This is a genomic window from Chryseobacterium hagamense (assembly GCF_007991455.1).
Classification (GTDB): Bacteria; Bacteroidota; Bacteroidia; order Flavobacteriales; family Weeksellaceae; genus Chryseobacterium; species Chryseobacterium hagamense.
In genome coordinates, this window is sequence record NZ_BJYJ01000011.1 from 37,304 (window position 1) to 61,734 (window position 24,431).

22 protein-coding genes are annotated in these 24,431 nt (G+C 42.7%); 8 read left to right on the forward strand and 14 right to left on the reverse strand.

The features are described from left to right. Positions 1–4: 4 nt before the first annotated feature. Positions 5–418: a nuclear transport factor 2 family protein gene (locus tag CHA01nite_RS11665; RefSeq protein WP_174771820.1), complete on the forward strand. Its 414-nt coding sequence runs from the start codon at positions 5–7 to the stop codon at positions 416–418. A gap of 50 nt (positions 419–468) precedes the next feature. Here the strand turns inward: CHA01nite_RS11665 and CHA01nite_RS11670 are convergent, their stop codons facing one another. From CHA01nite_RS11670 to CHA01nite_RS11725, 12 genes are all read right to left on the reverse strand, one after another. Further along, on the reverse strand, positions 469–1,416 hold the full coding sequence (locus CHA01nite_RS11670) for a transketolase family protein (RefSeq protein WP_146941616.1): 948 nt from the start codon (positions 1,414–1,416) through the stop codon (positions 469–471). A 48-nt stretch (positions 1,417–1,464) separates the two neighbouring features. Then, complete coding sequence (locus tag CHA01nite_RS11675; protein WP_146941617.1) at positions 1,465–2,316, reverse strand: transketolase; 852 nt, start codon at positions 2,314–2,316, stop codon at positions 1,465–1,467. A 152-nt stretch (positions 2,317–2,468) separates the two neighbouring features. Next, a complete protein-coding gene (locus CHA01nite_RS11680; protein ID WP_146941618.1) occupies positions 2,469–4,028 on the reverse strand; it encodes a sodium:solute symporter in 1,560 nt (519 codons plus the stop codon). A 174-nt stretch (positions 4,029–4,202) separates the two neighbouring features. Further along, positions 4,203–4,496 (reverse strand): GNAT family N-acetyltransferase, encoded by a 294-nt coding sequence (locus CHA01nite_RS11685; protein WP_174771821.1) that lies wholly within the window; start codon positions 4,494–4,496, stop codon positions 4,203–4,205. A 1-nt stretch (position 4,497) separates the two neighbouring features. Then, positions 4,498–4,896, reverse strand: a complete 399-nt coding sequence (locus CHA01nite_RS11690; RefSeq protein WP_146941619.1) for an OsmC family protein — start codon at positions 4,894–4,896, stop codon at positions 4,498–4,500. Between the two features lie 40 nt (positions 4,897–4,936). Continuing rightward, the gene (locus CHA01nite_RS11695; RefSeq protein ID WP_146941620.1) at positions 4,937–5,470 is read right to left on the reverse strand and encodes an NADPH-dependent FMN reductase; all 534 of its coding nucleotides are present in this window, start codon (positions 5,468–5,470) and stop codon (positions 4,937–4,939) included. 9 nt (positions 5,471–5,479) lie between these two features. Beyond that, the gene (locus tag CHA01nite_RS11700; RefSeq protein ID WP_146941621.1) at positions 5,480–6,382 is read right to left on the reverse strand and encodes a pirin family protein; all 903 of its coding nucleotides are present in this window, start codon (positions 6,380–6,382) and stop codon (positions 5,480–5,482) included. A gap of 623 nt (positions 6,383–7,005) precedes the next feature. Then, entirely contained in the window at positions 7,006–8,412 is a 1,407-nt protein-coding gene (locus CHA01nite_RS11705) for an MFS transporter (RefSeq protein ID WP_146941622.1), read from the reverse strand. 545 nt (positions 8,413–8,957) lie between these two features. Then, on the reverse strand, positions 8,958–9,770 hold the full coding sequence (locus tag CHA01nite_RS11710; protein WP_146941623.1) for a hypothetical protein: 813 nt from the start codon (positions 9,768–9,770) through the stop codon (positions 8,958–8,960). A 538-nt stretch (positions 9,771–10,308) separates the two neighbouring features. Beyond that, positions 10,309–11,985: an asparagine synthase B gene (asnB, locus tag CHA01nite_RS11715; protein WP_146941624.1), complete on the reverse strand. Its 1,677-nt coding sequence runs from the start codon at positions 11,983–11,985 to the stop codon at positions 10,309–10,311. A gap of 322 nt (positions 11,986–12,307) precedes the next feature. After that, a complete protein-coding gene (locus CHA01nite_RS11720; RefSeq protein ID WP_146941625.1) occupies positions 12,308–13,972 on the reverse strand; it encodes a GLPGLI family protein in 1,665 nt (554 codons plus the stop codon). Positions 13,973–14,118: 146 nt separating this feature from the next. Next, positions 14,119–15,324, reverse strand: coding sequence for an RsmB/NOP family class I SAM-dependent RNA methyltransferase (locus CHA01nite_RS11725; RefSeq protein ID WP_146941626.1), 1,206 nt, complete (start codon positions 15,322–15,324; stop codon positions 14,119–14,121). A 229-nt stretch (positions 15,325–15,553) separates the two neighbouring features. Here CHA01nite_RS11725 and CHA01nite_RS11730 point away from each other — a divergent pair, with 229 nt between their 5' ends. Continuing rightward, positions 15,554–15,898 (forward strand): zinc ribbon domain-containing protein YjdM, encoded by a 345-nt coding sequence (locus tag CHA01nite_RS11730; protein WP_146941627.1) that lies wholly within the window; start codon positions 15,554–15,556, stop codon positions 15,896–15,898. Between the two features lie 325 nt (positions 15,899–16,223). On the opposite strand, the gene CHA01nite_RS11735 is transcribed toward CHA01nite_RS11730, so the two are convergent. Then, positions 16,224–17,159 (reverse strand): ABC transporter ATP-binding protein, encoded by a 936-nt coding sequence (locus CHA01nite_RS11735; protein ID WP_146941628.1) that lies wholly within the window; start codon positions 17,157–17,159, stop codon positions 16,224–16,226. A gap of 85 nt (positions 17,160–17,244) precedes the next feature. On the opposite strand from CHA01nite_RS11735, the gene CHA01nite_RS11740 reads away from it, so the two are divergent. The 4 genes from CHA01nite_RS11740 (at position 17,245) to CHA01nite_RS11755 (ending at position 21,488) form a co-directional block, all read left to right on the forward strand. Further along, positions 17,245–17,904, forward strand: coding sequence for a YceI family protein (locus CHA01nite_RS11740; RefSeq protein WP_146941629.1), 660 nt, complete (start codon positions 17,245–17,247; stop codon positions 17,902–17,904). A gap of 130 nt (positions 17,905–18,034) precedes the next feature. Beyond that, positions 18,035–19,045 (forward strand): phenylalanine--tRNA ligase subunit alpha, encoded by a 1,011-nt coding sequence (locus CHA01nite_RS11745; protein ID WP_146941630.1) that lies wholly within the window; start codon positions 18,035–18,037, stop codon positions 19,043–19,045. Positions 19,046–19,129: 84 nt separating this feature from the next. Continuing rightward, complete coding sequence (locus CHA01nite_RS11750; RefSeq protein ID WP_146941631.1) at positions 19,130–20,863, forward strand: sensor histidine kinase; 1,734 nt, start codon at positions 19,130–19,132, stop codon at positions 20,861–20,863. Then, on the forward strand, positions 20,844–21,488 hold the full coding sequence (locus CHA01nite_RS11755; protein ID WP_146941632.1) for a response regulator: 645 nt from the start codon (positions 20,844–20,846) through the stop codon (positions 21,486–21,488). Before CHA01nite_RS11750 ends, CHA01nite_RS11755 begins: the two co-directional genes overlap by 20 nt. A 541-nt stretch (positions 21,489–22,029) precedes the next feature. Here CHA01nite_RS11755 and CHA01nite_RS11760 read toward each other — a convergent pair. Further along, a complete protein-coding gene (locus CHA01nite_RS11760; protein ID WP_146941633.1) occupies positions 22,030–22,800 on the reverse strand; it encodes a DUF3108 domain-containing protein in 771 nt (256 codons plus the stop codon). A 154-nt stretch (positions 22,801–22,954) separates the two neighbouring features. Between CHA01nite_RS11760 and CHA01nite_RS11765 the strand changes: the two genes are divergently transcribed. Then, entirely contained in the window at positions 22,955–24,010 is a 1,056-nt protein-coding gene (locus CHA01nite_RS11765) for an NAD(P)/FAD-dependent oxidoreductase (RefSeq protein WP_146941634.1), read from the forward strand. A gap of 76 nt (positions 24,011–24,086) precedes the next feature. Beyond that, complete coding sequence (locus CHA01nite_RS11770; protein ID WP_146941635.1) at positions 24,087–24,416, forward strand: 2Fe-2S iron-sulfur cluster-binding family protein; 330 nt, start codon at positions 24,087–24,089, stop codon at positions 24,414–24,416. The last annotated feature ends 15 nt before the right edge of the window (positions 24,417–24,431 follow it).

Consider the following 24,431-nt stretch of genomic DNA (forward strand, 5'->3'; position numbering starts at 1 on the left):
AATTATGGAACAAAAACATCCGCTTCCGCCTTTTACATTCGAAACAGCCCTGGAAAAAATCCAATTGGCAGAAGATGCCTGGAACAGCCGGGATCCTGAAAGGATTTCTAAAGCCTATACGACCGACAGCGAATGGAGAAACAGAGATCAGTTCGTCAACGGCAGGGAAGAAATCGTGAAATTCCTTTCAAAGAAATGGGAAAGGGAGCTGAACTATAAACTGAAAAAAGAGTACTGGGCCCATACAGACAACCGTATCGCTGTCCGTTTTGAATATGAATATCAGAATAAGGAGGGGAACTGGTTTCGAGCTTATGGAAACGAAAACTGGGAATTTGACGAAAATGGCCTGATGAAAAAGAGGTTTGCCAGCATAAATGATTTGCCGATAAAAGAGGAGGACAGAAAACTCATATAAAAAGAAAGCATCCGGAGAAGGATGCTTTTCATTTATATTAAAAAAAGAAATTACTTGTCTAAAATTCTCTTCACCGCTTCTTTTACCGCAGCAGAATCGATCTTGTACTTCTTCATCAGCTCGGCAGGCGTGGCAGATTCCCCGAAGGTATCGTTCACCGCTACGAATTCCTGGCGGGTTGGTCTTTTTCTGGCAAGCATTCCGGCAATGGATTCGCCCAGACCTCCAAGGTAGTTGTGTTCTTCAGCCGTTACGATCTTACCGGTTTTTTCAACCGATTTCAGGATGATTTCTTCGTCAAGAGGCTTGATGGTGTGGATGTTGATCACTTCACATGAAATACCCTCTTTTTCAAGCTCGTCCGCCGCGATCAGGGATTCCCAGACCAGGTGGCCGGTAGCAACAATTGTTACATCCGTTCCTTCCTGGAGCATAATTCCTTTTCCGATCTCGAAAGGCATATCTTCAGGAATAAAAACCGGAACCACCGGTCTTCCGAATCTCAGGTATACCGGACCTTCATAATCTGCAATCGCTAACGTAGCAGCCTTCGTCTGGTTGTAATCGCAAGGGTTGATGACCGTCATTCCCGGAAGCATTTTCATCATTCCGATGTCTTCAAGAACCTGATGGGTAGCCCCGTCTTCTCCTAACGTAAGACCTGCATGGGATGCACAGATTTTCACATTCTTATTAGAGTAGGCAATCGACTGACGGATCTGGTCGTATACCCTGGAAGTGGAGAAGTTGGCGAAAGTTCCCGTAAAAGGAATTTTTCCCGTAATGCTCATTCCGGCAGCAAGGCCCATCATATTGGCTTCCGCGATACCCACCTGGAAGAATCTTTCCGGCGCTTTCTCTATGAATTTCTCCATCTTCAACGACCCGATAAGGTCTGCACACAAGGCAACTACATTAGGGTTTTTATCCGCAAGTTCTGCCAGTCCGGCACCGAATCCCGAACGCGTATCCTTTTTTTCTGTATATGTAAATTTCATTTTGTTCTAAATTATTGATTAAAAAAACTGACTATTAATGATTGATTATTAATAATCGCACGGAGCTTCCAGGTACAGTTGCTTGATAGCGGTCTCCAGCTGTTCATCGCTAGGTGCTTTTCCATGCCATGCGTGGGATCCCATCATGAAATCCACTCCGTTACCCATCTGCGTGTGAAGAATGATTGCTACCGGTTTTTCTTTTCCGGTTTCCGTTTTTGCTTTCTCAAGAATGGCAATCACCGCCTCCAGATCGTTCCCGTTTTTCTCTTCGAGAACCGTCCACCCGAAAGCTTCAAGCTTGGCGTGAAGATCGCCGAGATTCAGTACCTGATCCGTACTTCCGTCGATCTGCTGGCCGTTATAATCAATCGTAGAAATAATATTATCAACCTTTTTACCGGCAGCATACATAAAAGCTTCCCAGTTCTGGCCTTCCTGCAGTTCCCCGTCTCCCTGTAAAGTATAGACCAAAGAGTTTTCCCCATCCAGTTTCTTTGCCTGTGCAACGCCCAGTGCTACCGAAAGCCCTTGTCCTAAGGATCCGGAAGCCACTCTGATGCCCGGCAGCCCTTCATGGGTAGTCGGGTGACCCTGAAGTCTGGAATCCAGCTTTCTGAAGGTCTTCAGTTCCTCTACCGGAAAAAATCCGAACCGGGCCAACGTAGAATAGAATACCGGAGAGATATGTCCGTTCGAAAGATAGAAATGGTCCTGGTCTTTACCTTCCATCGTGAACGGAAGCTGATAGTTCATTACTTTTCCGTAAAGGGCCGTAAAAAATTCAGTACAGCCTAAACTTCCTCCCGGGTGGCCGGAATTCACCGCATGAACCATTCTTAAAATGTCTCTTCTGATTTGCGTAGTAAGAGATTTTAACTCTTCGATACTTTTACTCATTGTGTAAGATTTATATGTAAGCGAATTTACGATATTTTACCGGCTTAAAGAAATGTAAAAGCCCGGATTTCAGGTCCGGGCTTTAGTTTTTACGATAATTTATTTAGAGTTTTATCAGGTTCAGATGATATGTAATCATGGAATTGATGATATTAAACCATTTTCAGATATGATTTCTGCCGCACCAGCCACAGCCCGGTAAAGGTAAGCAGCCCGTTCAGGACAATCAGTTCCACACCGATCCTGTAATCGGTGTATGCCGTGATCAGGTAATTGATGAGATAGGTAGCCACCGGAGCCAGGATCGTCACGGCCAGGATGGAATATTTTTTCGAGATCCGGAATTTGGTGAAGATCCCGAAAGCGAAAAGCCCGAGAAGCGGCCCATAAGTATAACCTGCAATTTCCATGATAAGGTAAACGATGGATTTGTCGTTCAGTGCTTTAAAAATCATGATTAGAATAAAGAAAATAATGGTAAATGTTAAATGAACTTTCATCCGGAGCCGTTTTTTCTCCTTTTCGGTTTTGTTCCGGTCTTCGTTGAGGTTGAGAAGATCGACACAGTACGAACTGGTAACTGCGGTCAGTGCACCGTCTGCAGAAGGGAACAAGGCTGAAATCAGACCGATAATGAAGATCACCGAAATGATCATCGGGAAATGCCCCTGAAGGGATAGAGCCGGAAAGAGGTCGTCGCCCATGATATTTTTAATGTTACCGCCGGCATCTTTAAACCCGAAAAGGTTGGTTACCGTTTCCCCGTTGATCTGTCCGTATTCAGCCCCGTGCCGCAAAGCAAAAAGGTAGAGGAGCCCGCCCAGGAAAAGAAAGGCCAGATTAACGAAAAGCAGGGTTCCTGCAAACGTAAGCATATTCTTTTTCGAGTTTTTCAGATTGTCCACCGAGATGTTTTTCTGCATCATTTCCTGGTCCAGGCCCGTCATGGCAATGGTAATGAAAATTCCCCCGATAATGGTTTTCAGGAAAAAGGTTTTGGAATTCGGATCGAAATTAATAAAATGCGTATAATTTTTCTGTTCTAAAATCGAGTAGGCTTCACCTGCAGACAGATTTAAATTCGATAAAATATAAACGATGCAGGCCACCAGGCTGATGATCATGAAAGAAGTCTGTAGGGTATCGGTAATCACAATCGTCTTTACACCGCCTTCAAACGTATATAAAAGAACCATCAGCAGAAGAACCAGTGCCGTTACCCAAAACGGTACACCCAGGCCTTCCAGTAAAAAGATCTGAAGCACATTCACTACCAGATACAATCTTGCCGTTGCTCCGATCGCCCTGGAAATAATAAAAAAGATAGAACCGATTTTATGCGCTTCCACATTGAACCGTTTTCCCAGATAGGTATAAATCGAGGTGAGGTTCATCTTGTAATAGAGCGGTAAAAGGATCGCTGCAACAATGAAATAGCCGATGAAGAAACCGATCACCATCATATAATATTCGAAGCCGCCGTAGATGTATTCGCTTCCCGTCATTTTACCTACGGTCCCGGGAACGGAAATAAAAGTCACCCCGCTCAGGCTGGTCCCGATCATCCCGAAAGCCACCAGCCACCATTTACTTTTTTTGTTACCGATAAAAAACGACTGGTTATCAGAATTTCGGCTCGTAAAATAGGAAATAACCAACAACCCGATAAAATAGATAAAAACAAACAGCAGGAGAGTAGTTCCGGGATTCATGCTTTAATTTAAATTTTAGCAAATATAGTTTTTTTCTCTTCTGCCTGAAAAGAAAAAACCTTCCGGTACTGAAAGGCTGGTAAAGGTAAAGGTAAAGGTAAAGGTAAAGGTAACAAAGCGGTTCAGCTTTGTAATCTTCGCACGCTAAGTCTTTACCTCAACCTTATTCTCAGCCTACACCTTGTTCACCAATACATCCTGGATTGCTTCTTCCTTCTGGAAAGTAGCCTTGGCAAAAGGGCAGAGCGGAATGATCGATTTGCCGTTTTTTCTCGCAAAATCCACTGCGGCATGCAGCATTTCTTTTCCTACGCCTTTTCCGTTGTAAGCGTCGTCCACTTCCGTGTGGTCGATGATAAACCGGTCTTCTCCGGCCCAGGTATAAGTCATTAAACCGGCGTGGGTTCCGTCCATAAAGGCTTCAAAACTTCCGCGTTTCTCGTCGTTGGTGTGTTTTACTTCAATCATGTTATGAAAATTGGGTTAATATTTCGATATCGTTGGTCAACATTTTATGAACCGGGCAGGCATCGGCAATCGCGTGCAGCCTTTTCCTCTGTTCTTCATCAAGATGCGTGCCTTCAAAGCTGATATTTCTTTTAAAGATGGCTCTTTTGGTCAGCGGAAAGTTCTCCAGTTCTACTTCCACATTGATTTTTTCCACTTCCCACTCTTTCCGGTCGATGTACATCCGTAGGGTAGCTGCCGTGCAGCTTGCGAGTGACGTTGCCAGAATTTCAAAAGGATTAAAACCTTTGTTGCCGCCGCCTTTATCTGCCGGCTCATCGGTGATCAGGGTATTTTCCCCGGCAATTACTTCGGTGTAATACTTTTCTTTGCCTAAACTTGCTTTTACGGTCACTGCCATAGTCCTGTATTTATAATAATTGTTCTGAAAAATTTAACGGTCAGTTTTTGATCTGATGTTTAAAATTTTCAATTTTGTCTTTAAGTTCTTTGAGCATCTCAGGGTTGATGATACCGCTTTCAAGATCAAAATTTTCATAAAATTTCGGGAGAGAAAAGGTATCTTTAATATCGGCTCCGAAATTCGGAAAAAAGGTTTTTGCTGTATTCATCACATTGCCGCCACCGTATCCGCCGGGAGAAGTAGACATCAGGAACATCGGTTTGTTCTGGAACACTTTAACGTTGATTCTCGAAGCCCAGTCGAAAACGTTTTTGAATGCAGCACTGTACGACCGGTTGTGTTCGGCCAGCGAGCAGATGATCACGTCACAGTCTTCCATTACCTTCAAAAAGTAATGGGCTTCATCCGGAAAACCTTTCTTTTCACGGTCGACGGAAAATACGGGCATATCGAAATCGTTCAGGTCGATCAGGTTGATTTCATCATCCTTAAAATCTTTCAGGGCAAATTTCACAAGCTCTTTATTGATGGAGGTGGAAGAGGTACTTCCTGCAAATGCTACTATTTTCATGGATTAAACCTATAGTTTTCTGTTTAAAATTGCTTTTGGAAGCGGTACATAGTCTTCCTCATCACCGGGAACCAGTGGGAATGCTTCGTGGTTCTGGTCGCTCCAGTTTACTTTTGCCTGCTCGATCAGTTCTTTATCGGAATTCACAAAATTCCAGAAGATAAAGCGCTCTTCATCGAAGGGCTCACCGCCGAACAGGTAAACTGTACCATTTTCGCTCATCTCGAATTCGCAGAGCTGGGTATTTTTGGCAATCAGAAGCTGCTTGGAGCCGTAAGAATTTCCGTCGGTGGAAACAGTTCCGTCCAGTACGTACATTGCGGCCTCCCCATAGAGATCTTTTCCGATGCTGATCTTTTGAGCTTCTTTGGTTTTGATTTCGATAAAAAATAATTTGCTGTGTACGGGAACCGGCGATTTTCTTCCGAAAGCTTCTCCGGCAATCAGTTTATATTGGATCCCGTTTTCTTCCCAAACCGGTAGATCGGCCGCTTCTGTATGATGGAAACCTGGCTCCGACTGTTCCAGGTACTTCGGCAGGCCTACCCAGATCTGGAATCCGTGAAGCCGTTTATCCGAATGTCTCAGGTACTCCGGGGTTCTTTCGGAATGGACTACGCCTTTTCCGGCAGTCATCCAGTTTACCGCTCCCGGCCGGATCTCAATTGCACTTCCAAGGCTGTCGCGGTGGAAAATAGATCCTTCCAAAAGGTAAGTAAGGGTCGAAAGCCCGATATGCGGATGCGGCGGGACATCCAGGTTCTGGTAATCCTTCAAATCTGCCGGACCCATGTGGTCGATAAAAACAAAAGGGCCGACCGCTCTTTTCTCACGGAAGGGCAGTAATCTTCCCACTAAAAAATTTCCGATATCCGCCGATTTTTCTTCAATGATCAATCCGATGTTTGACATATGCTGTGGTTTTTAATTTTAATCTTTTCTGAGCTTTCTTTTTTTAAGCTCAATGATAAAAATAGGAAAAAGAATAATCGGACTGACCTGTTTATCTGTAAAAAATTCCATCCGTTTACTATTTCCTTATTCTGTGAGCAAAATTATGGTATATGCGGTAAGGTTGCATTGATCTGTGGTAATAAGTTTCAAATGGCACTCAAAGCTCATAGGTTTCCAAAACCTATGAGCTTTACGGCGTAGGTCTGAAATTGTAAATCCACAATTGTCAATAGTGAATTCCTGTGGTTGAATGCGCCAGGCTTGTGAATTTTAATTGATGCTTCCTGCGGTTGTTGAAATACACAAAGACGCAAACAATACAGAAAAAACAGCGTTTAAAGACACAAAGAATTTGACGCCGTCAAATTTTAATGCAGTTGAATTATCAGTACAAATTCTGTTCTCGAAATTAATCAGCGGCACACCATTTTATCAACGATAAAATCTTTGCTTCTTTTTCCACATAAGCTTCAAAATATTTTGCGCCCTGGTATTTTCAAACACTTATACTCACGATAAAATTGACAATCGCTATTCATGCGCAAAGTAAAATCAACCATTGACCTGTTCACCATTCACTTTCAATCTTCCTTCGACTGCATATTTTTACCATCCGAAAGGTGAAGCCTTCGGAAAACAAAACCGGAAATAATAGTGAGGATGCCGACGGTAAGAAAAGTCCAGCGGAATGCATTGTGGATTTCGCCGTGGATGAGGTCGGTATTTTCAAAAATCTTTAAAACAATAAGTCCGAAGGCGATCCCAAATCCGACAGCCAACTGCTGATTAACGGATAAAAGGGAATTTCCGCTGCTGGTCTGGAAATTCCGCAGATCGGCAATGGAAATGGTATTCATGGAAGTAAACTGGATCGAGTTGAAAAATCCGAGAATAGCGATAACCGGCACAAACCAGTATAGTGAGGTGTTGATGTCTGGGATGGCCAGAAGACAGATTAAAGTCCCGATGATAAACGTATTCGTCATCAGCGTTTGGCGGTATCCGAATTTATCTAATATCTTAATCACATAAGATTTTCCGAAAATTGCTGTAAGGGCCATCGGTGCGATGATCCAGCCGGAAGTTACAGCAGATTGCTTGTAGGCGATCTGGATCATTAAAGGCAATAACAGCGGAACGGAGCTGATCCCTAGCCTTGTAGCGAGATTTCCTACAATTCCGACCCTGAAGGTTCTGACCTGAAACAAATTCAGAGGAAAAATAGGGCTTTCGTCCTTTTTGGCATGCCGGTAATAATAATACAGGCAGAGAAATCCGAGAATGAAAATTACCAGAACCGGCGTGATATTCTGAATATTTCCGAAAAGCTCAAGAGCGATGGAAAGCAGGAGCGAAGCCGCAGCAAATATCAAAAAGCCTTTCAGATCGAAATCCACACCTTTGGATTTGTAGTCGGGCATAAATTTAAGTCCTAAAGTAATTCCAAGGATCCCGATCGGGATGTTGATTAAAAAAATCCAGTGCCAGGAAAGATAATCTACCATATAGCCTCCTACCAAAGGGCCCAGTACCGGACCGATCAGCGCCGGAACAATGGCAAAGTTCATGGCTTTCAGAAGTTCGTTTTTATCAAATGTCCTGATCAGGGCCAGCTTTCCGACCGGCGTCATCAGGCTGCCGCCGACCCCCTGTACCACACGGGAAATGACCAGATGCGTAAGGTTTTGGGATAAGGCACAGAACAGCGATCCGATGCTGAAAAGGATCAGGGAAAATATGAATATCTTTTTCGTTCCGAATCGGTCTGCCAGGAATCCGCTGGCGGGCATAAAAACGGCAAGGGTCAACACATAACTGATGATGGCATTCTGCATATTGAGCGGTGATTCCTGCAGGTCCCTCGCGATGGAAGGAAGAGAAGTGTTGAGGATCGTGGAATCCAGCATCTGCATGAAAATCGCGGTTGCAAGAATCAACGGAAGGATTTTTTTTATGGATACGGCCGGTTGCGGTAGTTCTTCTGACATAAGTAATTCACCGGAAATGATTTTCCGGATTTATTGGTTCAAAAAAATTAAAGAATGTTTTATGAAAGCAATATCCGTTCCTTAAATACGGATCCAGATATAATTCAGGGTATGGTTTAATGTAAACTGAATAAAGTTACCCAAAGAAGAAGCCGGATTAAAAGGCGGGATAAAGGAAGCTGGACGCCGGAAGTTTCTATTGTCGAAAATAGGGTCAGAGGTCCTGATGATCAGACTGAATATTTTATTATTCTATCGGAAGAGCTTTTATTTAATCCTCAATAAATATTGTTAGTTTTATTTTTCAGCCAAGGTCGAATTTATATTTGTAGTCCCGAAGGGACGGTTTAATACAGGATAGGATAAAATCCTATCAGAAGCATGAATCATTTATTTGTTCTGTCAAAAGAAATTCTATTTAAAATCCTGACTGAATCAGCCTCATTTTTATTGTTGAATTAAATAATCCGCTGAATAGGATTTAAATACGGTCGAACTCATATTAAATAAAAAAGTCCCGCGAAATTCGCAGGACCCTCCGGTTTTTATTTTCTAGGCTTTTCAACTCCTTTCCATTCGTCACCGGCTTTTCTGTACTGGCTTAATTCGAAGGTTTTGAAATCCTTGGTTTTGTATTCGATGTTATCCGTATTCTGTTCAAACGGCATGATGTAGTAATAATCGGCATCGGTTCTGTCCGTCTTCGTTCCTTTTTTCACGGACGGAACGTATTTAGAGAATTTATAGCTTGGAAGATACTGCTTCACTCTGGCGTAAAACGCTTTGTTTTCCTTCTCTTCCGGAATAATGTCTACGATATTGAAATCGTCTTTTTCTTTATTGATCCACAGATAATAGGTTTTATCCTCGCCTGTATTTCTGTTGTTGGAGTTAAAGGCATACAGCTCTTTCGGTACCAGTTCCTTGATCTTTTCAGCATCAACTTTTGTGTAATACTGTCCTTTGGAAGGGTCTACATAGGTTTCAAGATTGTACATCAGAACTGAATTGTTGTCCAGGTTTTTATTCTTGAAATACTGGTTTAAAGACAATTCTGCCGTCGCTCTCAGCTCTTTTCCTCTGGCATCCAGCTTTTTCGAAGGATTCTGAGGGTTAACTTTTTTTACGAATTCATATAAAACCTTCGGCTTTATATCTTTCAGGTGAGGATACGTTTTCAGCTGCTCTGCTTTTACCAGCCAGTAATATTGTTGGTAAAAGTCGTCTTTATCGCCATCTTTCACGCTTTTATACGTCATGGCCAGCTTCTTGGAGCTAAGATATTTCCCGTATTTTCCCTGTCCGAAAGCAAAAGTCATGGCTAATAAGGCAAATAAGATAGTAATGTTTCTTCTCATTTTTTATAATTGATATTTTCGTTTTCCAAATATAATTATTTATTAGATAATATTTTTGATTAACGGTTAAATTCTGACAATATTGTTACCGTTAATTCAAAAAAAAATCCTGTATCGCTACAGGATTAATAAATTTTAAAATTCTGTCTTCCGGAGAAGACCGAACTGATGATCAATAAATGGCTAATTATAACAGGGCAAAAGGTCTTTTATCTGAAAAATTCATCATTCATTTCTTATCAATTGTTATTCCTTTAAGGTGATGACCAATTTTATTATTCTTCATCGGCGGTTTACTTTTCAACTGTGGGAAACCACCCCGTCAAAAATTCTTTCAGAATTTTCGCCACCCCTCCGGAGGAGTGGAATTGCGATTAAGGTTTTGCCTGTTCTGCTCTGATTAAACTTCATCCATAAAATTCACCATTCATGAACTGTGAATAGTCAATTCCTTCGGGTCAACCCGCTGTGCTTGTGAATTTAAGTTTATTTAAAAAAATTCACTATTCACTTGCAGAGCAAAATTCACCATTCACCTCTATGATTCGCCGTAAGACGTTTCATGTACCTTTACCGCTCTTCCGCTCGGATCGTTCATGTTTTTAAAGGCTTCATCCCATTCCAGGGCGATCGGAGTAGAGCAGGCTACGGAAGGTACCGAAGGCACGGTTGCGGCAGCCGTTTCACTCGGGAAATGTTCCTCAAAGATCGTGCGGTAGCGGTATTCTTCTTTGTTCTGAGGGGTATTCACCGGAAACCGGAACCGGGCGCTGGCCATCATTTCATCACTCACTTCTTTTTCGGCAACCGCTTTCAGAGTGTCGATCCAGGAATAGCCGACTCCATCGGAAAACTGCTCCTTCTGTCTCCAGGCAATCGATTCAGGGAGAAGGTCTTCAAAGGCTTTCCTCAATACCCATTTTTCAATTTTTCCTTCGGCGGCGTTCACCATTTTATCTTTTGGATTCAGGGTCATGGCAATATCCATAAATTCTTTGTCAAGGAACGGGACCCGCCCTTCGATTCCCCAGCTCATTAAGGCTTTGTTGGCTCTCAGGCAATCATACAAGTGTAATTTTCCGAGTTTTCTTACCGTTTCATCATGGAATTCTCTGGGATTCGGTGCTTTATGGAAATAGAGGTATCCGCCGAACAGCTCATCGGAACCTTCTCCCGACAGTACCATTTTAATTCCCATGGATTTAATAACCCTTGCCAGAAGATACATGGGTGTAGAAGCCCTTACGGTGGTCACATCATAAGTCTCCAGATGATAAATTACGTCCCTTACCGCATCCAGGCCTTCCTGAACGGTAAAATTAACTTCATGGTGTACCGAGCCGATATGATCTGCTGCTTTCTGTGCGGCAATAAGATCCGGAGATCCGGCCAGCCCCACGGCAAAACTGTGCAATCTCGGGTACCAGGCTTCCTGGGTATCACCGCTTTCAATCCTCTGTCGGGCAAATTTTGCGGTGATGGCCGAAATCACGGAGGAATCCAGTCCGCCGGAAAGCAGAACCCCGTAGGGCACATCGCTCATCAGCTGGCGGTGGACGGCATCTTCCAGTCCTTTCCGCAAAGTATCGATATCGGTTGGGTTGTCTTTTACGGCATCAAATTTTTCCCAGTCTCTTTTATACCACTGCTGAAGGTCGTTGCCGTCTTTGCTGTATACCAGATGTCCCGGTAAAAAGGTTTCAATGGTTTTGCAGACTCCTTCCAGTGCCTTCAGTTCGGAAGCCACATAATAGTTTCCGTTTTTATCCCAGCCGTGATAGAGCGGGCAGATGCCCATATGATCACGGGCGATCAGATAAACATCATTTTCCGTATCGTATAAAGAAAAGGCAAAAATGCCGTTCAGCTTTTCAATAAAATCTTTTCCGTATTTCCCGTAAAGCGCTAAAATCACTTCACAATCCGATTGGGTCAGGAATTCATAGTCGGAAAATTCTTCTTTCAATTCCCTATGGTTATAGATTTCACCGTTTACCGCCAGTACGACTTTTCCGTCTTTGGTAAACAGAGGCTGTTTTCCGGAAGTCGGATCTACAATGGCCAGCCTTTCATGGGAGAAAACCACTTTATCGTTCTGGAATACGCCGCTCCAGTCCGGGCCGCGGTGACGTATTTTTTTAGACATTTCGAGAACCTGGGGTCTCAGGAGTTCGGTTTTTTGTTTGGCATCAAACAAACATACTATTCCACACATTATTTTATCATTTAATTTAAAACAAATGTATTGGTGTGGTTTAAAAAAAACAACAAAAAATTTTATTTGATTTAAAATTTTAATTAATTTGTTTATTTTTAAGTAAAAAATTAATTATATAAAGCGTAAAACAGGATTAAAGTTAAATTTTTTCACTTGACAGTAGTAGGTATTCATTACATACGAAATAATTATGATATATTTCTTAATCTATGATAATTTATTTGATAAATTTTCCTGCTTACTTTGTGACTCGAAATAATTTTTTTTCATCATTTGTGTTTTTACCTTCTTGTAATTCAGTTTGCGAGAAGGTTTTTTTTTATTCTGTACCCAACAAGGTACCGGAAATATTCCAGGCACTGAAACTTGATCCTTCTCTTGGACCCTGCGGAATTTTTACCTGGATGCTGTGTTTTCCTGCTTTCAGATCACCCAGCGGAATGAAGTTGGGATTGGTTACCGTGCCCGGGCACCAGTTGGACCTGCTAAGGTCGGAAGAAGAAAGCCCGTCCGGGAAATTTCCCGAAGCGGGGTTGTACAGGCGGTACGATCCGCAGTCCGTTCTCCACGGGACGAATGAAAAAGCCATTTTTCCGTCCAGGAATATGGAATTGGTTTTCGGGATGAACTCATCACCGTTTTCCCAGCCGCCATGGCCTGTAGCCGTATATTTCAGCTGAGCATTCTTAAGATCTTTCTTTAAAGTGAACTCTACCAGAAGGCCCTGGTCTTTATCAAACATGGTCGAATATTCCTGTCCGGCCATTTCCATAATATTCAGGGTGTTGAATAAAGGGATAACCGCGTTGTTTCTGTAAATATTCTGATCGCTTTTGTGAATGGTGATTTCAAGGCTTACTTGATGGCCGCCCTTGTCATAATTCCCTATGAAGGCCCCGATCCAGACCTCTTTTTCGCTTAAAGAAGGTTTCAGGTCGGTAATGTCTTCCCTGTACGGACTGACAGTCTGCCAGGTTTTATCTTTCAGTTGGAGATTGTTGAATTTATTGATCCCGAAAGCGGTAAAAAAGCGCATCATTTCAACAGGGGGATAATAGTTTTCAGTAGTCATGATCCCGTAATATTGTTTCCCGTTTCCGTTTTCATAAAGGGGAAGGGTTTTTACCCCGTTTTCAAGGCCGTTAAGGAACGACTGTGATCTGTCCTGAGGAATGAAGAATACCGTTCCTGTCCGGTCATAAGCATCTCCGTTCGACTGCTGCTTCAGTTCCACGAAAATAGTTTCGCCTTCCGTAATTTTCGGAAACTTAATTTTCTTCAGAAGAATGGTTCCGTTCGCAAATCTCTTAACCTGTTCATCCGATTTCGACTGATCGGAAAAGTTGATGGTTTCATTGTCAAAGACTTTTAAAGTAGTAAATCTGCTTTTCCACAACAGATCCCGGTAGCCCAGCTGATCTGTTGCCGTAACCTGGCCTTTAATGAGATCATCAATGCCGTTATCCTTTACCTTTTTCAGTACAGTGGCGGTAATGGCAGATGTTTTATTCCTTTCAATTTCCAGCACGAATCCCAGGTTCTGCCCTATGGTGGAAGGTCCGCCCTGGATCTTCAGATCGTTGGTATACCAGACTTCGATGGTGTTGGAGTTGATTTTTGTAACGGCTTTTTTACAATGATACCCAAGGATTTTCCTGGTTTCACCAGTGAATTCAAAAGTCTGTTTCCCGATTGATTCTTTGTCGGAGGCTGACACAACTTCACCGGTTTTCAGAAAGGCATAGGCAAAAACAGTGTTGGATGGCTTTTCTATTTTTGTGATTTCATAAGGAAAGTCGGCTTTTTTTTCTTTGATTTTCTGGTTCAGGATCAGGTTTTCTTTTGCATTGGCGAATACCAGCGTAGGAGACTGGTCGGCAGAAACTTTCCCGTTGGAAGAGCTGATGTACTGCACTTCATAAGTCTGTGCAGAAGAAAAAAAACATAAAAAGGTGAAAATACTCAGTAAAATTCTTTGATGCATATGAAAAATTCATTTTTACAAAGATAGATTTTAAACAAATAAACCGGAATCATTATTTTGCGGGATCAGATTTATTTATGGTTATTCAAAAAAAAACTACTCCGCAAAGCAGAGTAGTTCATTTGGTATATGATATGTATTTCTTTTTAAGAAACTCTCTCAATCAAAGCCATATAGAAACCGTCGTAGCCTTCGCTAGGCATCACTTTTTCATCTTTGATCATTCTGAAATTCGGGTTGTTTTTAATGAAATCTTCTACCTGGCCATTATTTTCAGAAGGTAAGATAGAACAGGTGGCATAGACCATTTTTCCTCCTACTTTAAGCATTTTGGAATAATCCTGGATAATCTGCTGCTGTTCCCCTTTAATCCGGTCAATAAAATCCTGGTCGATCTTCCACTTGCTGTCTGGGTTTCTCTTTAAAACGCCCAATCCGGAACACGGCGCATCGATCAGCAGGCGGTCTGCCTTGTCATGAAGCCTTTTGATGACTTTGTTATCGGTGATCATACGGGTTTCGATGTTATGGGCTCCGGCTCTTTTGGCGCGGCGTTTCAGTTCCGCCAGTTTCCATTCGAAAATGTCCAGGGCGATAATCTGTCCTTTATTTCCCATCAGGGCTGCCAGGTGAAGGGTTTTTCCGCCCGCTCCGGCACATGCGTCCACCACCCGCTGGCCTTCCTTTACATCCAGGAAATAAGCGATTTTCTGTGAAGAGGCATCCTGAACTTCAAACAGGCCTTCTTTGAACGCTGTGGTAAGGAAAACGTTCTTCTTTTCTTCCAGCTGCACGGCGTCAGGGTAATTTTTAACGGGATGGGAAACAATATTTTCATCGGAAAGATCGGAAATCAGCTCTCTCGGAGTCGTTCGTAAAGAATTTGCTCTTAAAACGGTCGGTGCCTGCTCGTTCAGGGCCTTCATTTCCTTTTCCCACTTCGGACCCAGTTCTTTTTCCAGGGTTTCCGCCAGCCACTCCGGAATAGAGTATTCGATGGCTTTGGTCGGAACGGTGCCTTTTTTAAGCTTGGTGAGGATATCGGCGATTTTAATACCGTCAAATTCCTCAAATTTTTTATAGTTGGTCTTACTCCAGAGCAGGTAAGCGATGATTAATTTATAAATATTGTTCGGCTTTACGCCTTCTCCCATGTAATATTCCAGGCGTTTCTTCCAGCGGATGATGTTGTAGAAAATCTCGGAAACAACCGCTCGGTCCTGGCTTCCCCATTTTCTGTTTGCCTTCAGCAGCCTTTCGATTACTTTATCGGCATATTTATTTTTCTCGAAAAACGTTTCCTGCAATGCATCGTGGATTCCGATGGCCAGGTTTCGGTGTATCAATTCCATAAAATTGGGTTCTGCTATTTTGAATCTGCAAAAATACGAATTTAAGTTGACATTTTCAGAACCGGATTTTTGCCTTGGGTAAAGGGCGTTTGAAATTCTACGGTCCGGATACAAAAACTTTTCCTTAGCATAAATCACGGACAAAACAATAGCCCGGTAAGCGAAATATCTCATACCATAAAGTTTTAACCGGAAACTTTAAAACTCTACCTTTGCAAAAAAAAAGAATATGAGTGATACAATACTTTGTCCGAAATGCAGCTCCGAGTTTACGTACCCGAGCGATAATATGATGGTGTGTTCCCAGTGTTTCTACGAATGGAACCCGGAAGAAACATCTGCTGAAACATCCGCTTCAGGTAAAATCCTGGATTCGAACGGAAATGAGCTTCAGGACGGGGATTCTGTGGTGGTGGTAAAGGATCTTCCGGTAAAGGGCGCACCGAAGCCTGTAAAAGCCGGAACAAAAGTGAAAAATATCCGTTTACGGCCGGACAGCGATCATAACATCGACTGTAAGATTGACGGTTTCGGAGCCATGGCCCTGAAATCCGAATTTGTGAAAAAGGCATAAAAAAAGGAAAGAATTGGACAGGGTAATCTTTCAGAAGACGCTATCGCAGGATCGCTGATATTTGTCTCAGGAGGCAGAAAGAGCATTAACCAAAAATTTCCTTATACGGTGTATATATACAAATGTAAGAAAAGTTTTTTCAAACCGTTCTTATATTTGTATTTTTTTTGCCGGTAAATTAATAGAAACGTGAGGGTTAGTCAGTTTTTTCAGGAGCTTTTTCCCGCTTTCTGTTGCAATCTTTTTTTTCAAAAAAGGATTTCCACGGCAATCGGGGCTAGAGGCAGCCGTTCCTTTCAGGCATCTTCAAAAAAAGAAATCTCTGTCAGTCGAATGAAATACCGATTATCCCTTCCTCTTGATGATCCGTGTAGATCACCAGTTCTTTATTCCGCATTTTTATTTTGGTCCGGTAATGGCTTCCTGCAAACCGGCTTTCCAGGACTTCGGCTTCCGGGCCGGTTGCTGCAATGCGGATCTCATGAGGATAATAGGAAAGCCTGGGCAACCGGAATTCCGCCCTTTCCGTTTCGCTGAAAATATTCACTTCTCCGAAAAGTTTCGCAACATACGCATTGTTGGGCTTTTTGTAGGTATCTGCAGGGCTGCCGTCCTGGATCAGTTTCCCTTTCTCCAATACAATAATCCGGTCCAGCCACGGGATAATGTCCTGAAGCTCATGGGTGGAAATAAGCAGGGAGAGGTTGTTCTGTCTTACGTACCGGAATAACTTTTCCCGGAGCTCGGCTTTTCGCGGAAAATCCAGGTTGCTGAAAGGCTCATCAAGAATCAGGAGCTTCGGAAGCACGGAAAGGGCCCTTGCAATGGCCACCCGCTGCTGCTGGCCGCCGCTCAGGTATTTCGGCAGGACATCGGCAAAATCTTCCAGGCCAACGACTTCAAGAAGTTCCGCTACGGTTTCCTTCTTTTTCTTTAAATTAATATTGGAAATAAACTTTCCCACATTTTCAGCTACGGTAGCATAGGGCATCAGGTCGAAGTTCTGGGCTACGAATTTCATGCGCTCTTCCCCCGGAACCAGGTTTCCTTTAGGCCCCATCAGCTTTTCCCCGTCGAAAATGATCTCTCCGCTTTCCCAGTCCAGCAGTCCGTAGATCAGGCTCAGCAGGGTGGATTTCCCGCATCCGCTCTCTCCGGCCAGTGCAATGATTTTCCCTGCCTCCAGCGTAAGGCTCAGATCCTGAAACAGCGATTTTTCTTTGGAATAGGAGAAGTTTAAATGGTTTATTTCTAATAGCATATTACAAAAGTAAGGATTTGAAATGTTTCTAGGAAAGAACAATTTTTTTTATTATTTTAGCGGAAGTAATAAAAATTTATAAATCATGAAGAAAAAGCTGTTTTCGTTAGTCATTCCCGCATTTTTTGCCCTGGCTGCAGTGGTTTCCTGTAAAAAGGAAAAACCGCTTACCAGCGAGAGCAATGAAGTGGCAACAGCTAAAGAGGGAGCTCAGTATGTAGTGGATACCCTGAACAGCAGGGTAGAGTGGAAAGGTTATAAAATTTTGAAATCGGAAAGCACCAGCCACTTCGGAACCATTAAGTTTGAAAGCGGCGACGTTACTGTAAAAGACGGAAAACTGGAAAGCGGGAAATTTGTTGCCGATATGGCTTCCCTCACTTCCGAAGACCTGAAAGGCGATCCCGGAAATTTAAACAAGCTGAACGGGCACCTGAAAAGCAAAGATTTCTTTGATGTGGAAAAGTTCCCGACGGCTTCCTTTGAAATTACCAAAGTGGCCTCTTCTTCTGAAGGCGATTACAATACCCTTCTGGACGGAAACCTGACGATCAAGGGAATTACCAAGCCGGTTCAGTTCAGGGCCAATGTTTCCGTGAAAAACGGAGTGGCCAGTATCGCTACCGAGCCGAAGGATGTGATGAGGGAAGAATTCGGCATCACCTTTAAGGCACCTGCTGCCAATGGCGTAATCAAAGATGAGGTAACGCTTCAGATCAACGTAAAAGCTTTGGAAAAGAAATAATTTTTTTATTTAAGTGAAATAAGTGATTGAAGTCTGCCTCCCGTAAAGAGGCAGATTTTTTTAACATTTTTAAGAAACTTATTCGGCTGAAAAACCGTATTTTTGCAAAACATTTTGAAAGGGTAAAACAATGATAGAAAAGATAGAAGATTTACTGGTTGAGGTAAATAGCTTCCATGCGACATCAAAGGAGGAGATCGAAAACTTCCGGATCAGATACAACGGTAAAAAAGGTATCTTGAATGATTTTTACGAAGCATTAAAAGAAGTTCCTAATGACCGGAAAAAGGATTTCGGACAGAAGATCAATACTTTGAAGCAGGCTGTTAACGTAAAATTGGAGGATTTGAAAAATGCTTCAGCATCTTCTGTCATCCTGGAAAAAGAAGACCTTACAAGACCGGCCTTTCCTCTGGAACTGGGTTCCAGACACCCGATCAACCTGGTGAAAAACAGAATCATCGAGATCTTTAAATCCATTGGTTTTGCCGTGGCAGACGGACCGGAAATTGAAGACGACTGGCACAATTTTACAGCACTGAACCTTCCGGAATACCATCCGGCCAGAGACATGCAGGATACCTTTTTCATCGAGCAGGACCCGGATATTTTATTAAGAACCCATACTTCCTCGGTACAGATCCGGTACATGGAAGAGCATCAGCCCCCGATCAGGATTTTATCCCCGGGAAGGGTATTCCGTAATGAAGCGGTGTCTTCACGTTCGCACTGTATCTTTCATCAGATCGAAGGTTTATACATCGATGAAAATGTGAGCTTTGCCGATCTGAAGCAGACTATCCAGTTCTTTACCACCGAACTTTTCGGGAAATCGAAAATCAGGTTGCGTCCTTCCTATTTCCCTTTTACGGAACCTAGTGCGGAAATCGACGTCTATTGGGGCCTGAATTCCGAAACGGATTACAGGATCACCAAAGGAACCGGCTGGCTGGAAATTATGGGCTGCGGAATGGTGGACCCTGCCGTACTTAAAAATGTAAATATCGATCCTGAGAAATATTCCGGCTATGCATTCGGAATGGGAATTGAAAGAATCGTGATGCTGCTTTACCAGATGAGCGACATCAGGATGTTCTTTGAAAACGACATCAGAACGCTCGAGCAGTTTAAAACTCTGTAATATTGCTCAGACTTCAGACATACAAATCCTGTAAACATTTTTTTTACAGGATTTTTTTTTATTTTTACTGAAAATCACACAAAAATGTTCGAAAAATTATTTAGTTTCAGATCGAGGAAGATCATTCATTATTCACTTATTGTCTGTATTCTGCTGATACAGCTTCTTATTGCCGCTTTTTTCTACAATGAATTTGTTACCCGTAAACATCTGGTTTTCTTTGAAAAACAGCTCAAAGAAGTGGACGGGCTTTCCCACCTGACGGATAATTCCCGCAAAGAACTGCTGAACGCACAGAATTGTTTCCAGAATTACATTATTTATAAAGACAGGAAATACCTGAATGATTATTTTGCCTCACTGCATAAACTGGGAGAAGATCTGGAAAGCATCAACCGCTACCGCTCCCGGTATCCAAGACTGAAAAACAGTTTAAAGGTACAGAAAACCGATTCGCTAGAGATTAAGAAACTGCGGTCTCTGATCGATTCCACATATGAATATTCGGCACAGTCCAGTGTAAGAGCCCAAAACGGTTTTCCCAGGCTGCAGAAGTACAGCGCAGATTACAACTTTGACCGGTTTAATATCGAAACAAAAACCTTTTCGGATACCGTAAAGAAAAAAGGCTTTTTCGGACGTTTGGGAGATGCCATTTCCGGAAAAGAAAATGTGCGGAAGGACAGCATCGTCGTTACGGTAAAGCAAGGGAAAGTCCCCGTTTCTGCGGAAATAAAAGCGGAAGTGGACAGCATCATGAATCAGGTAACGAATCATTATACCGGACAGATCAGGAAAATGGAAATTACGGTTAACGAGAAGCAGAACAATGACGAGAAATTCTACAGGATTTTCAGCAAGCTCCTGCTTTACAGCAACGGCCTGATGAATATTTACGAGGGTGCCATTAAAGGTTCCAAAGAGGATCTTCAGAAAGAGTACGACCAACAGACTTCTGAGAGCAACAGGATCAGAACCCGGCTTGTTTTCGCAGCTATGTTCCTTATGTTCATGGTATCCGTCCTGATTATGTTCCTCACCCGCATTGCTTTTATTTATGAGAAACGCCTTAATGCGGCCAACAGGCAGATCAGGGAAAACCTGAATTTCAAAAACCGGATTTTGGGAATGCTGAGCCATGAGCTGAGATCGCCGCTGAAAATTATCGGGCTTTTCATCAGCAGGATCAATAAAAAGACGGACGACCGTCAGATCAAGGAATATCTTAAATCCATCAGCTTTACCAATGACAGCCTGCTGATGCAGGCCAGCCAGATCCTGGAGTATACCAAAAACCAGGCGGTAGAGAACAAGCTGCTTCCGGTGCCGTTTAATCTTAAACGTGAGATCGACTCGATCCTGACTTCCATTGAGCCTTATATCGAAACAAGAAACAATGCCCTGATCATCCGTGAAAATATAAATCCTGACCTTGAAGTGTATTCCGACAATAAAAAGATTAACCAGGTTTTTATGAATATTCTGGGCAATGCCAATAAATTCACGGAAAACGGCCGAATTACCGTTGAGGTACAGACGGAATCACTTAATGAAAATACAATTTCCATGGTGACGAAAATATCCGATACCGGTACCGGAATTTCAGAGAAAGATCTTAAAAAAATCTTTGAGCCTTATTATCAGGGGGTATTGTCGGAAGATGTGGAAAACCTTGGCGCAGGGCTCGGGCTGAGCCTCTGTAAGGAACTCATCGAACTGTATTCCGGGCACATCGCCGTCGAAAGTGAAGCGGGTAAAGGGACTATCGTTACTTTTACGGTTAATTTAAATCTTATCCATGAACAGAACAGATCATAAAGGAATCCGGTTTTTACTGGCAGACGACCACAGCCTGATCAGACAGGGGCTTGTTTTTGTTCTGGAAGATCTGGAATTTGAACATGAGGTATTCCATGCTTCCAATCTGCAGAAAACGATGGAACTCATCAATACCCAGGCGATCGATATTGCCATCATCGACGCTCATTTTCCTGACGGCAACAGCCTTTCCATCATACCTGAAATAAAAAAGCTTCAACCACGAATCCGCATTCTGATTTTTACGGGAATCGATGAAGAGGTGCATGCCCTTAAATTCATCAACGCAGGCGTGAATGGATTTCTCAGCAAGCTGAATGAGGAAGACGAAATAAAAGAAGCCATCCGGAAAATAATTGCCCATGGTGAATATATTTCTTCAAAAACTCAGGTTTTGCTGTTGAACTCAATTAAAAACCCAAATCTGGTGAATCCTTTTCTTTCCCTTACGGAACGGGAGTTTCAGATTGCAGGAATGTACAGGGAAGGGTTAGGGAATCTTGAGATTGCGAACAGGCTGGATATAAAACAGAACACTGTAAGTACCCTTAAAAGAAGGATTTTCGATAAACTTAAAATAGATAATCTGGTGGAGCTTATTGAGCTGTATAAAAATCACTACTGAGTATCATATCTTTCTTTATTCACTCTGAAAAAGGACTCTGCGTTATGCAGTTTCCCGGTAACTTAATTTCCTTTCAGAAATAGGCTTTTCATGAAGTTTGTAGATAAATATCTACATTGACGGCGATATATATCTAAAGGATTGATAGCAATAATTTCCTCCGGGGATGGTATTTTTGTATAACAATAATAAGCGATAATAACTGATATTTAAGTGGTGCCCGGTTCCGTATACAAATGATGATCCTTAGAGAGGAACCGGATTTAAAAACACAAATGATTTTGTATCTGCTTAGCTGCAGATGCTCCTGAGGGTAATAGATGAAGGCGGTCAAAAAAACACATTTAATGAAAATCAAGCCTCCGGAATATTCCGGAGGCTTATTTTTTTTGAATTAATGACCCGGAACAAATGTCATTAGGGGCATGGGTTGGATTAATAATTATTGTATCGGGGTTTTGCGTCAGGCGGCCAGGAAGCGCTGTTCCCATTAAGCATAATAATACCTGCAGATTACCGCAGGTATTCATTAAGCTGTTGCTTATTTTGTAAATTTTAAAGGGTATTTTACATTTTTAAAATCGTCGATACTGGCTTTAAGGGATCCTACGGCAATATCTGCTTTCAAAAGAATCGGGACATGGTTCGCATCGTTGGAAACCCACATGGTTACGCCTTCTTTTTCCTTGAAGACCCTTCCGCTCTTTACCGAAGGGATGATCTTCAGACAGTTGATGGTCCCGAATTTGGTATCCAGATTTTCCGTTCCCGTTACTTTAAGCTGGAAAGGAAACATTTCATCGTCAATCCAGACATTCATATTGATCACACTGCCTACTCTGAGCTCTGCAGGACTTTTACTGCGGAGGTAATAAAAACAGGAAAGCATATCCTGTACTCCTTTCACTGACTTTATTACTTTGGATCCGTTGGCCGGGGTTTTCCTGTCGGTCAAAACCAGTGTATTGTTGCTGTGGTTGAAAACCGTTTCCAGGTGTTGCCTGTAGGTGCCTTCTTTTACGTTTCTTACGTAAAAGCTCGGAAGTTCCGTCTGCATATTGATATAACTTTCGTAGAAATCATCCACTTTGAAAAATGCCTTTACAGCACCGGAAGTCTGCCCGGTCCCTCTCACATGAAGATGGGGAACCCCTCTGTAATTGGTTTTCTGTGCCGTAAGGTTAGCGTACCCCGCATTTAGAAATCCATAATGGATTCTCAGGGTAATGGATTCGCCATCATTGATATCGGTAATCTGGCCGAATCCCGAAATAAATAAAAAAAGGAAAATACTATTAAAAAATTTCTTCATAACTACAATTTTACAAAAAGGTTGCCAACATTTAGATTGAAAAAAAGGGCAAAGGTTTGATAAATCTCAGTTTTTTATTTAGACTGATTAAATAAGCTTCGCATTAAAATTAGTAAATTTGCAGTCACAAGTATAATTAATTTATCTTATAATTATGATAACGACCGATATATTGATCATAGGAGCCGGCCCGACTGGACTTTTCGCTGTATTTGAAGCAGGATTACTGAAAATGAAGTGCCATATCATTGATGCACTTCCGCAACCGGGAGGACAATTGGCAGAGCTGTATCCTAAAAAGCCTATTTTCGATATTCCGGGTTATCCTTCCGTGAATGCGGGTGAGCTGGTTGATAATCTGATGGAGCAGATCAAGCAGTTCCAGCCGGGCTTTACCCTCGGTGAAACCGCAGTTTCCTATACCAAAGCAGACGACGAATGGTTTGAAGTGATTACCAACAAAGGCACCGTTCACAGAGCAAAGGCCATTGCCATTGCAGGAGGATTGGGAACATTCGAACCGAGAAAACCGGCGCTTGAAAATATTGCGGACTACGAGGAAAAAGGCCTTGAATATTTCGTAAAAGAACCTGAGCATTTCAGAAACAAAAAAGTTGTGATTGCCGGTGGAGGAGATTCCGCACTGGACTGGAGCATCTTCCTTTCGAATGTGGCCAGCGAAGTGACCCTGATCCACAGGAGAAATGAATTCCGCGGCGCTTTGGATTCCGTAGAAAAAGTCCAGGATCTTAAAAATCAGGGAAAAATCAAGCTGATTACCCCTGCAGAAGTAACGGCCATTAAAGGGGACGGAAAGGTAGAAGCGATTACCGTAGCACCGGACGGACAGGATCCTTACGATATGGAAACGGATTATTTCATCCCGTTATTCGGACTGACCCCAAAATTGGGAGAAATCGGAAACTGGGGCCTGAATATCGAAAAAAATGCCATCGTCGTAAACAATGCTCTGGATTACCAGACCAATATCGACGGAATTTATGCCATCGGAGATATCAATACCTATCCCGGCAAATTAAAGCTGATCCTTTGCGGATTCCATGAAGCTACCTTAATGTGCCAGAGCGTATACAACCGGTTGAACCCAGGTAAAAAATTCGTCCTGAAATACACTACGGTAAGTGGGGTAGACGGTTTTGACGGAAGCCGGAAAGAAGCTGAGAAAGCCGTTGTGAAAAAAATTGACTAAATTTGTTGCCGCTGCCGGATGTCACTGAAAAAGAAAGCGCCCGTCAGCAGAAATCAACAGTAAGAATCAATAAAGAATGAGCGATATCAATATAAAAATCACCGACCGGGAAGGAGTAACCCATGAGGTTGTGGCACCAACGGACATGTCCATGAACCTGATGGAAATTATCCGTTCGTACGAATTGGCTGAAGAAGGAACTATCGGAGTTTGCGGAGGAATGGCCATGTGTGCGTCGTGCCAGGTGTATGTGATCAATGATCCCGGGCTTGAACCGATGGGTGATGAAGAAGATGCCATGCTGGGCGAGGCGTTCCATGTAGAAGCTAACAGCAGACTGGGCTGCCAGCTGCACATCGTCTCTGAAATGGAAGGGCTGGAAGTAGAGATCGCCCCTTATCCTTAATGTATTTTAACTTGA

Excerpts from the sequence above, each read along its gene's own strand:
- CHA01nite_RS11765 (WP_146941634.1), top strand. The coding sequence starts at position 22,955 with ATGATAACGACCGATATATTGATCATAGGAGCCGGCCCGACTGGACTT.
- CHA01nite_RS11675 (WP_146941617.1), bottom strand. The coding sequence starts at position 2,316 with ATGAGTAAAAGTATCGAAGAGTTAAAATCTCTTACTACGCAAATCAGA.
- CHA01nite_RS11745 (WP_146941630.1), top strand. The coding sequence starts at position 18,035 with ATGATAGAAAAGATAGAAGATTTACTGGTTGAGGTAAATAGCTTCCAT.
- CHA01nite_RS11740 (WP_146941629.1), top strand. The coding sequence starts at position 17,245 with ATGAAGAAAAAGCTGTTTTCGTTAGTCATTCCCGCATTTTTTGCCCTG.
- CHA01nite_RS11730 (WP_146941627.1), top strand. The coding sequence starts at position 15,554 with ATGAGTGATACAATACTTTGTCCGAAATGCAGCTCCGAGTTTACGTAC.
- CHA01nite_RS11665 (WP_174771820.1), top strand. The coding sequence starts at position 5 with ATGGAACAAAAACATCCGCTTCCGCCTTTTACATTCGAAACAGCCCTG.
- CHA01nite_RS11695 (WP_146941620.1), bottom strand. The coding sequence starts at position 5,470 with ATGAAAATAGTAGCATTTGCAGGAAGTACCTCTTCCACCTCCATCAAT.
- CHA01nite_RS11705 (WP_146941622.1), bottom strand. The coding sequence starts at position 8,412 with ATGTCAGAAGAACTACCGCAACCGGCCGTATCCATAAAAAAAATCCTT.
- CHA01nite_RS11750 (WP_146941631.1), top strand. The coding sequence starts at position 19,130 with ATGTTCGAAAAATTATTTAGTTTCAGATCGAGGAAGATCATTCATTAT.
- CHA01nite_RS11685 (WP_174771821.1), bottom strand. The coding sequence starts at position 4,496 with ATGATTGAAGTAAAACACACCAACGACGAGAAACGCGGAAGTTTTGAA.
- CHA01nite_RS11710 (WP_146941623.1), bottom strand. The coding sequence starts at position 9,770 with ATGAGAAGAAACATTACTATCTTATTTGCCTTATTAGCCATGACTTTT.
- CHA01nite_RS11700 (WP_146941621.1), bottom strand. The coding sequence starts at position 6,382 with ATGTCAAACATCGGATTGATCATTGAAGAAAAATCGGCGGATATCGGA.
- CHA01nite_RS11755 (WP_146941632.1), top strand. The coding sequence starts at position 20,844 with ATGAACAGAACAGATCATAAAGGAATCCGGTTTTTACTGGCAGACGAC.
- CHA01nite_RS11735 (WP_146941628.1), bottom strand. The coding sequence starts at position 17,159 with ATGCTATTAGAAATAAACCATTTAAACTTCTCCTATTCCAAAGAAAAA.
- asnB (WP_146941624.1), bottom strand. The coding sequence starts at position 11,985 with ATGTGTGGAATAGTATGTTTGTTTGATGCCAAACAAAAAACCGAACTC.
- CHA01nite_RS11770 (WP_146941635.1), top strand. The coding sequence starts at position 24,087 with ATGAGCGATATCAATATAAAAATCACCGACCGGGAAGGAGTAACCCAT.
- CHA01nite_RS11670 (WP_146941616.1), bottom strand. The coding sequence starts at position 1,416 with ATGAAATTTACATATACAGAAAAAAAGGATACGCGTTCGGGATTCGGT.
- CHA01nite_RS11680 (WP_146941618.1), bottom strand. The coding sequence starts at position 4,028 with ATGAATCCCGGAACTACTCTCCTGCTGTTTGTTTTTATCTATTTTATC.
- CHA01nite_RS11725 (WP_146941626.1), bottom strand. The coding sequence starts at position 15,324 with ATGGAATTGATACACCGAAACCTGGCCATCGGAATCCACGATGCATTG.
- CHA01nite_RS11690 (WP_146941619.1), bottom strand. The coding sequence starts at position 4,896 with ATGGCAGTGACCGTAAAAGCAAGTTTAGGCAAAGAAAAGTATTACACC.
- CHA01nite_RS11760 (WP_146941633.1), bottom strand. The coding sequence starts at position 22,800 with ATGAAGAAATTTTTTAATAGTATTTTCCTTTTTTTATTTATTTCGGGA.
- CHA01nite_RS11720 (WP_146941625.1), bottom strand. The coding sequence starts at position 13,972 with ATGCATCAAAGAATTTTACTGAGTATTTTCACCTTTTTATGTTTTTTT.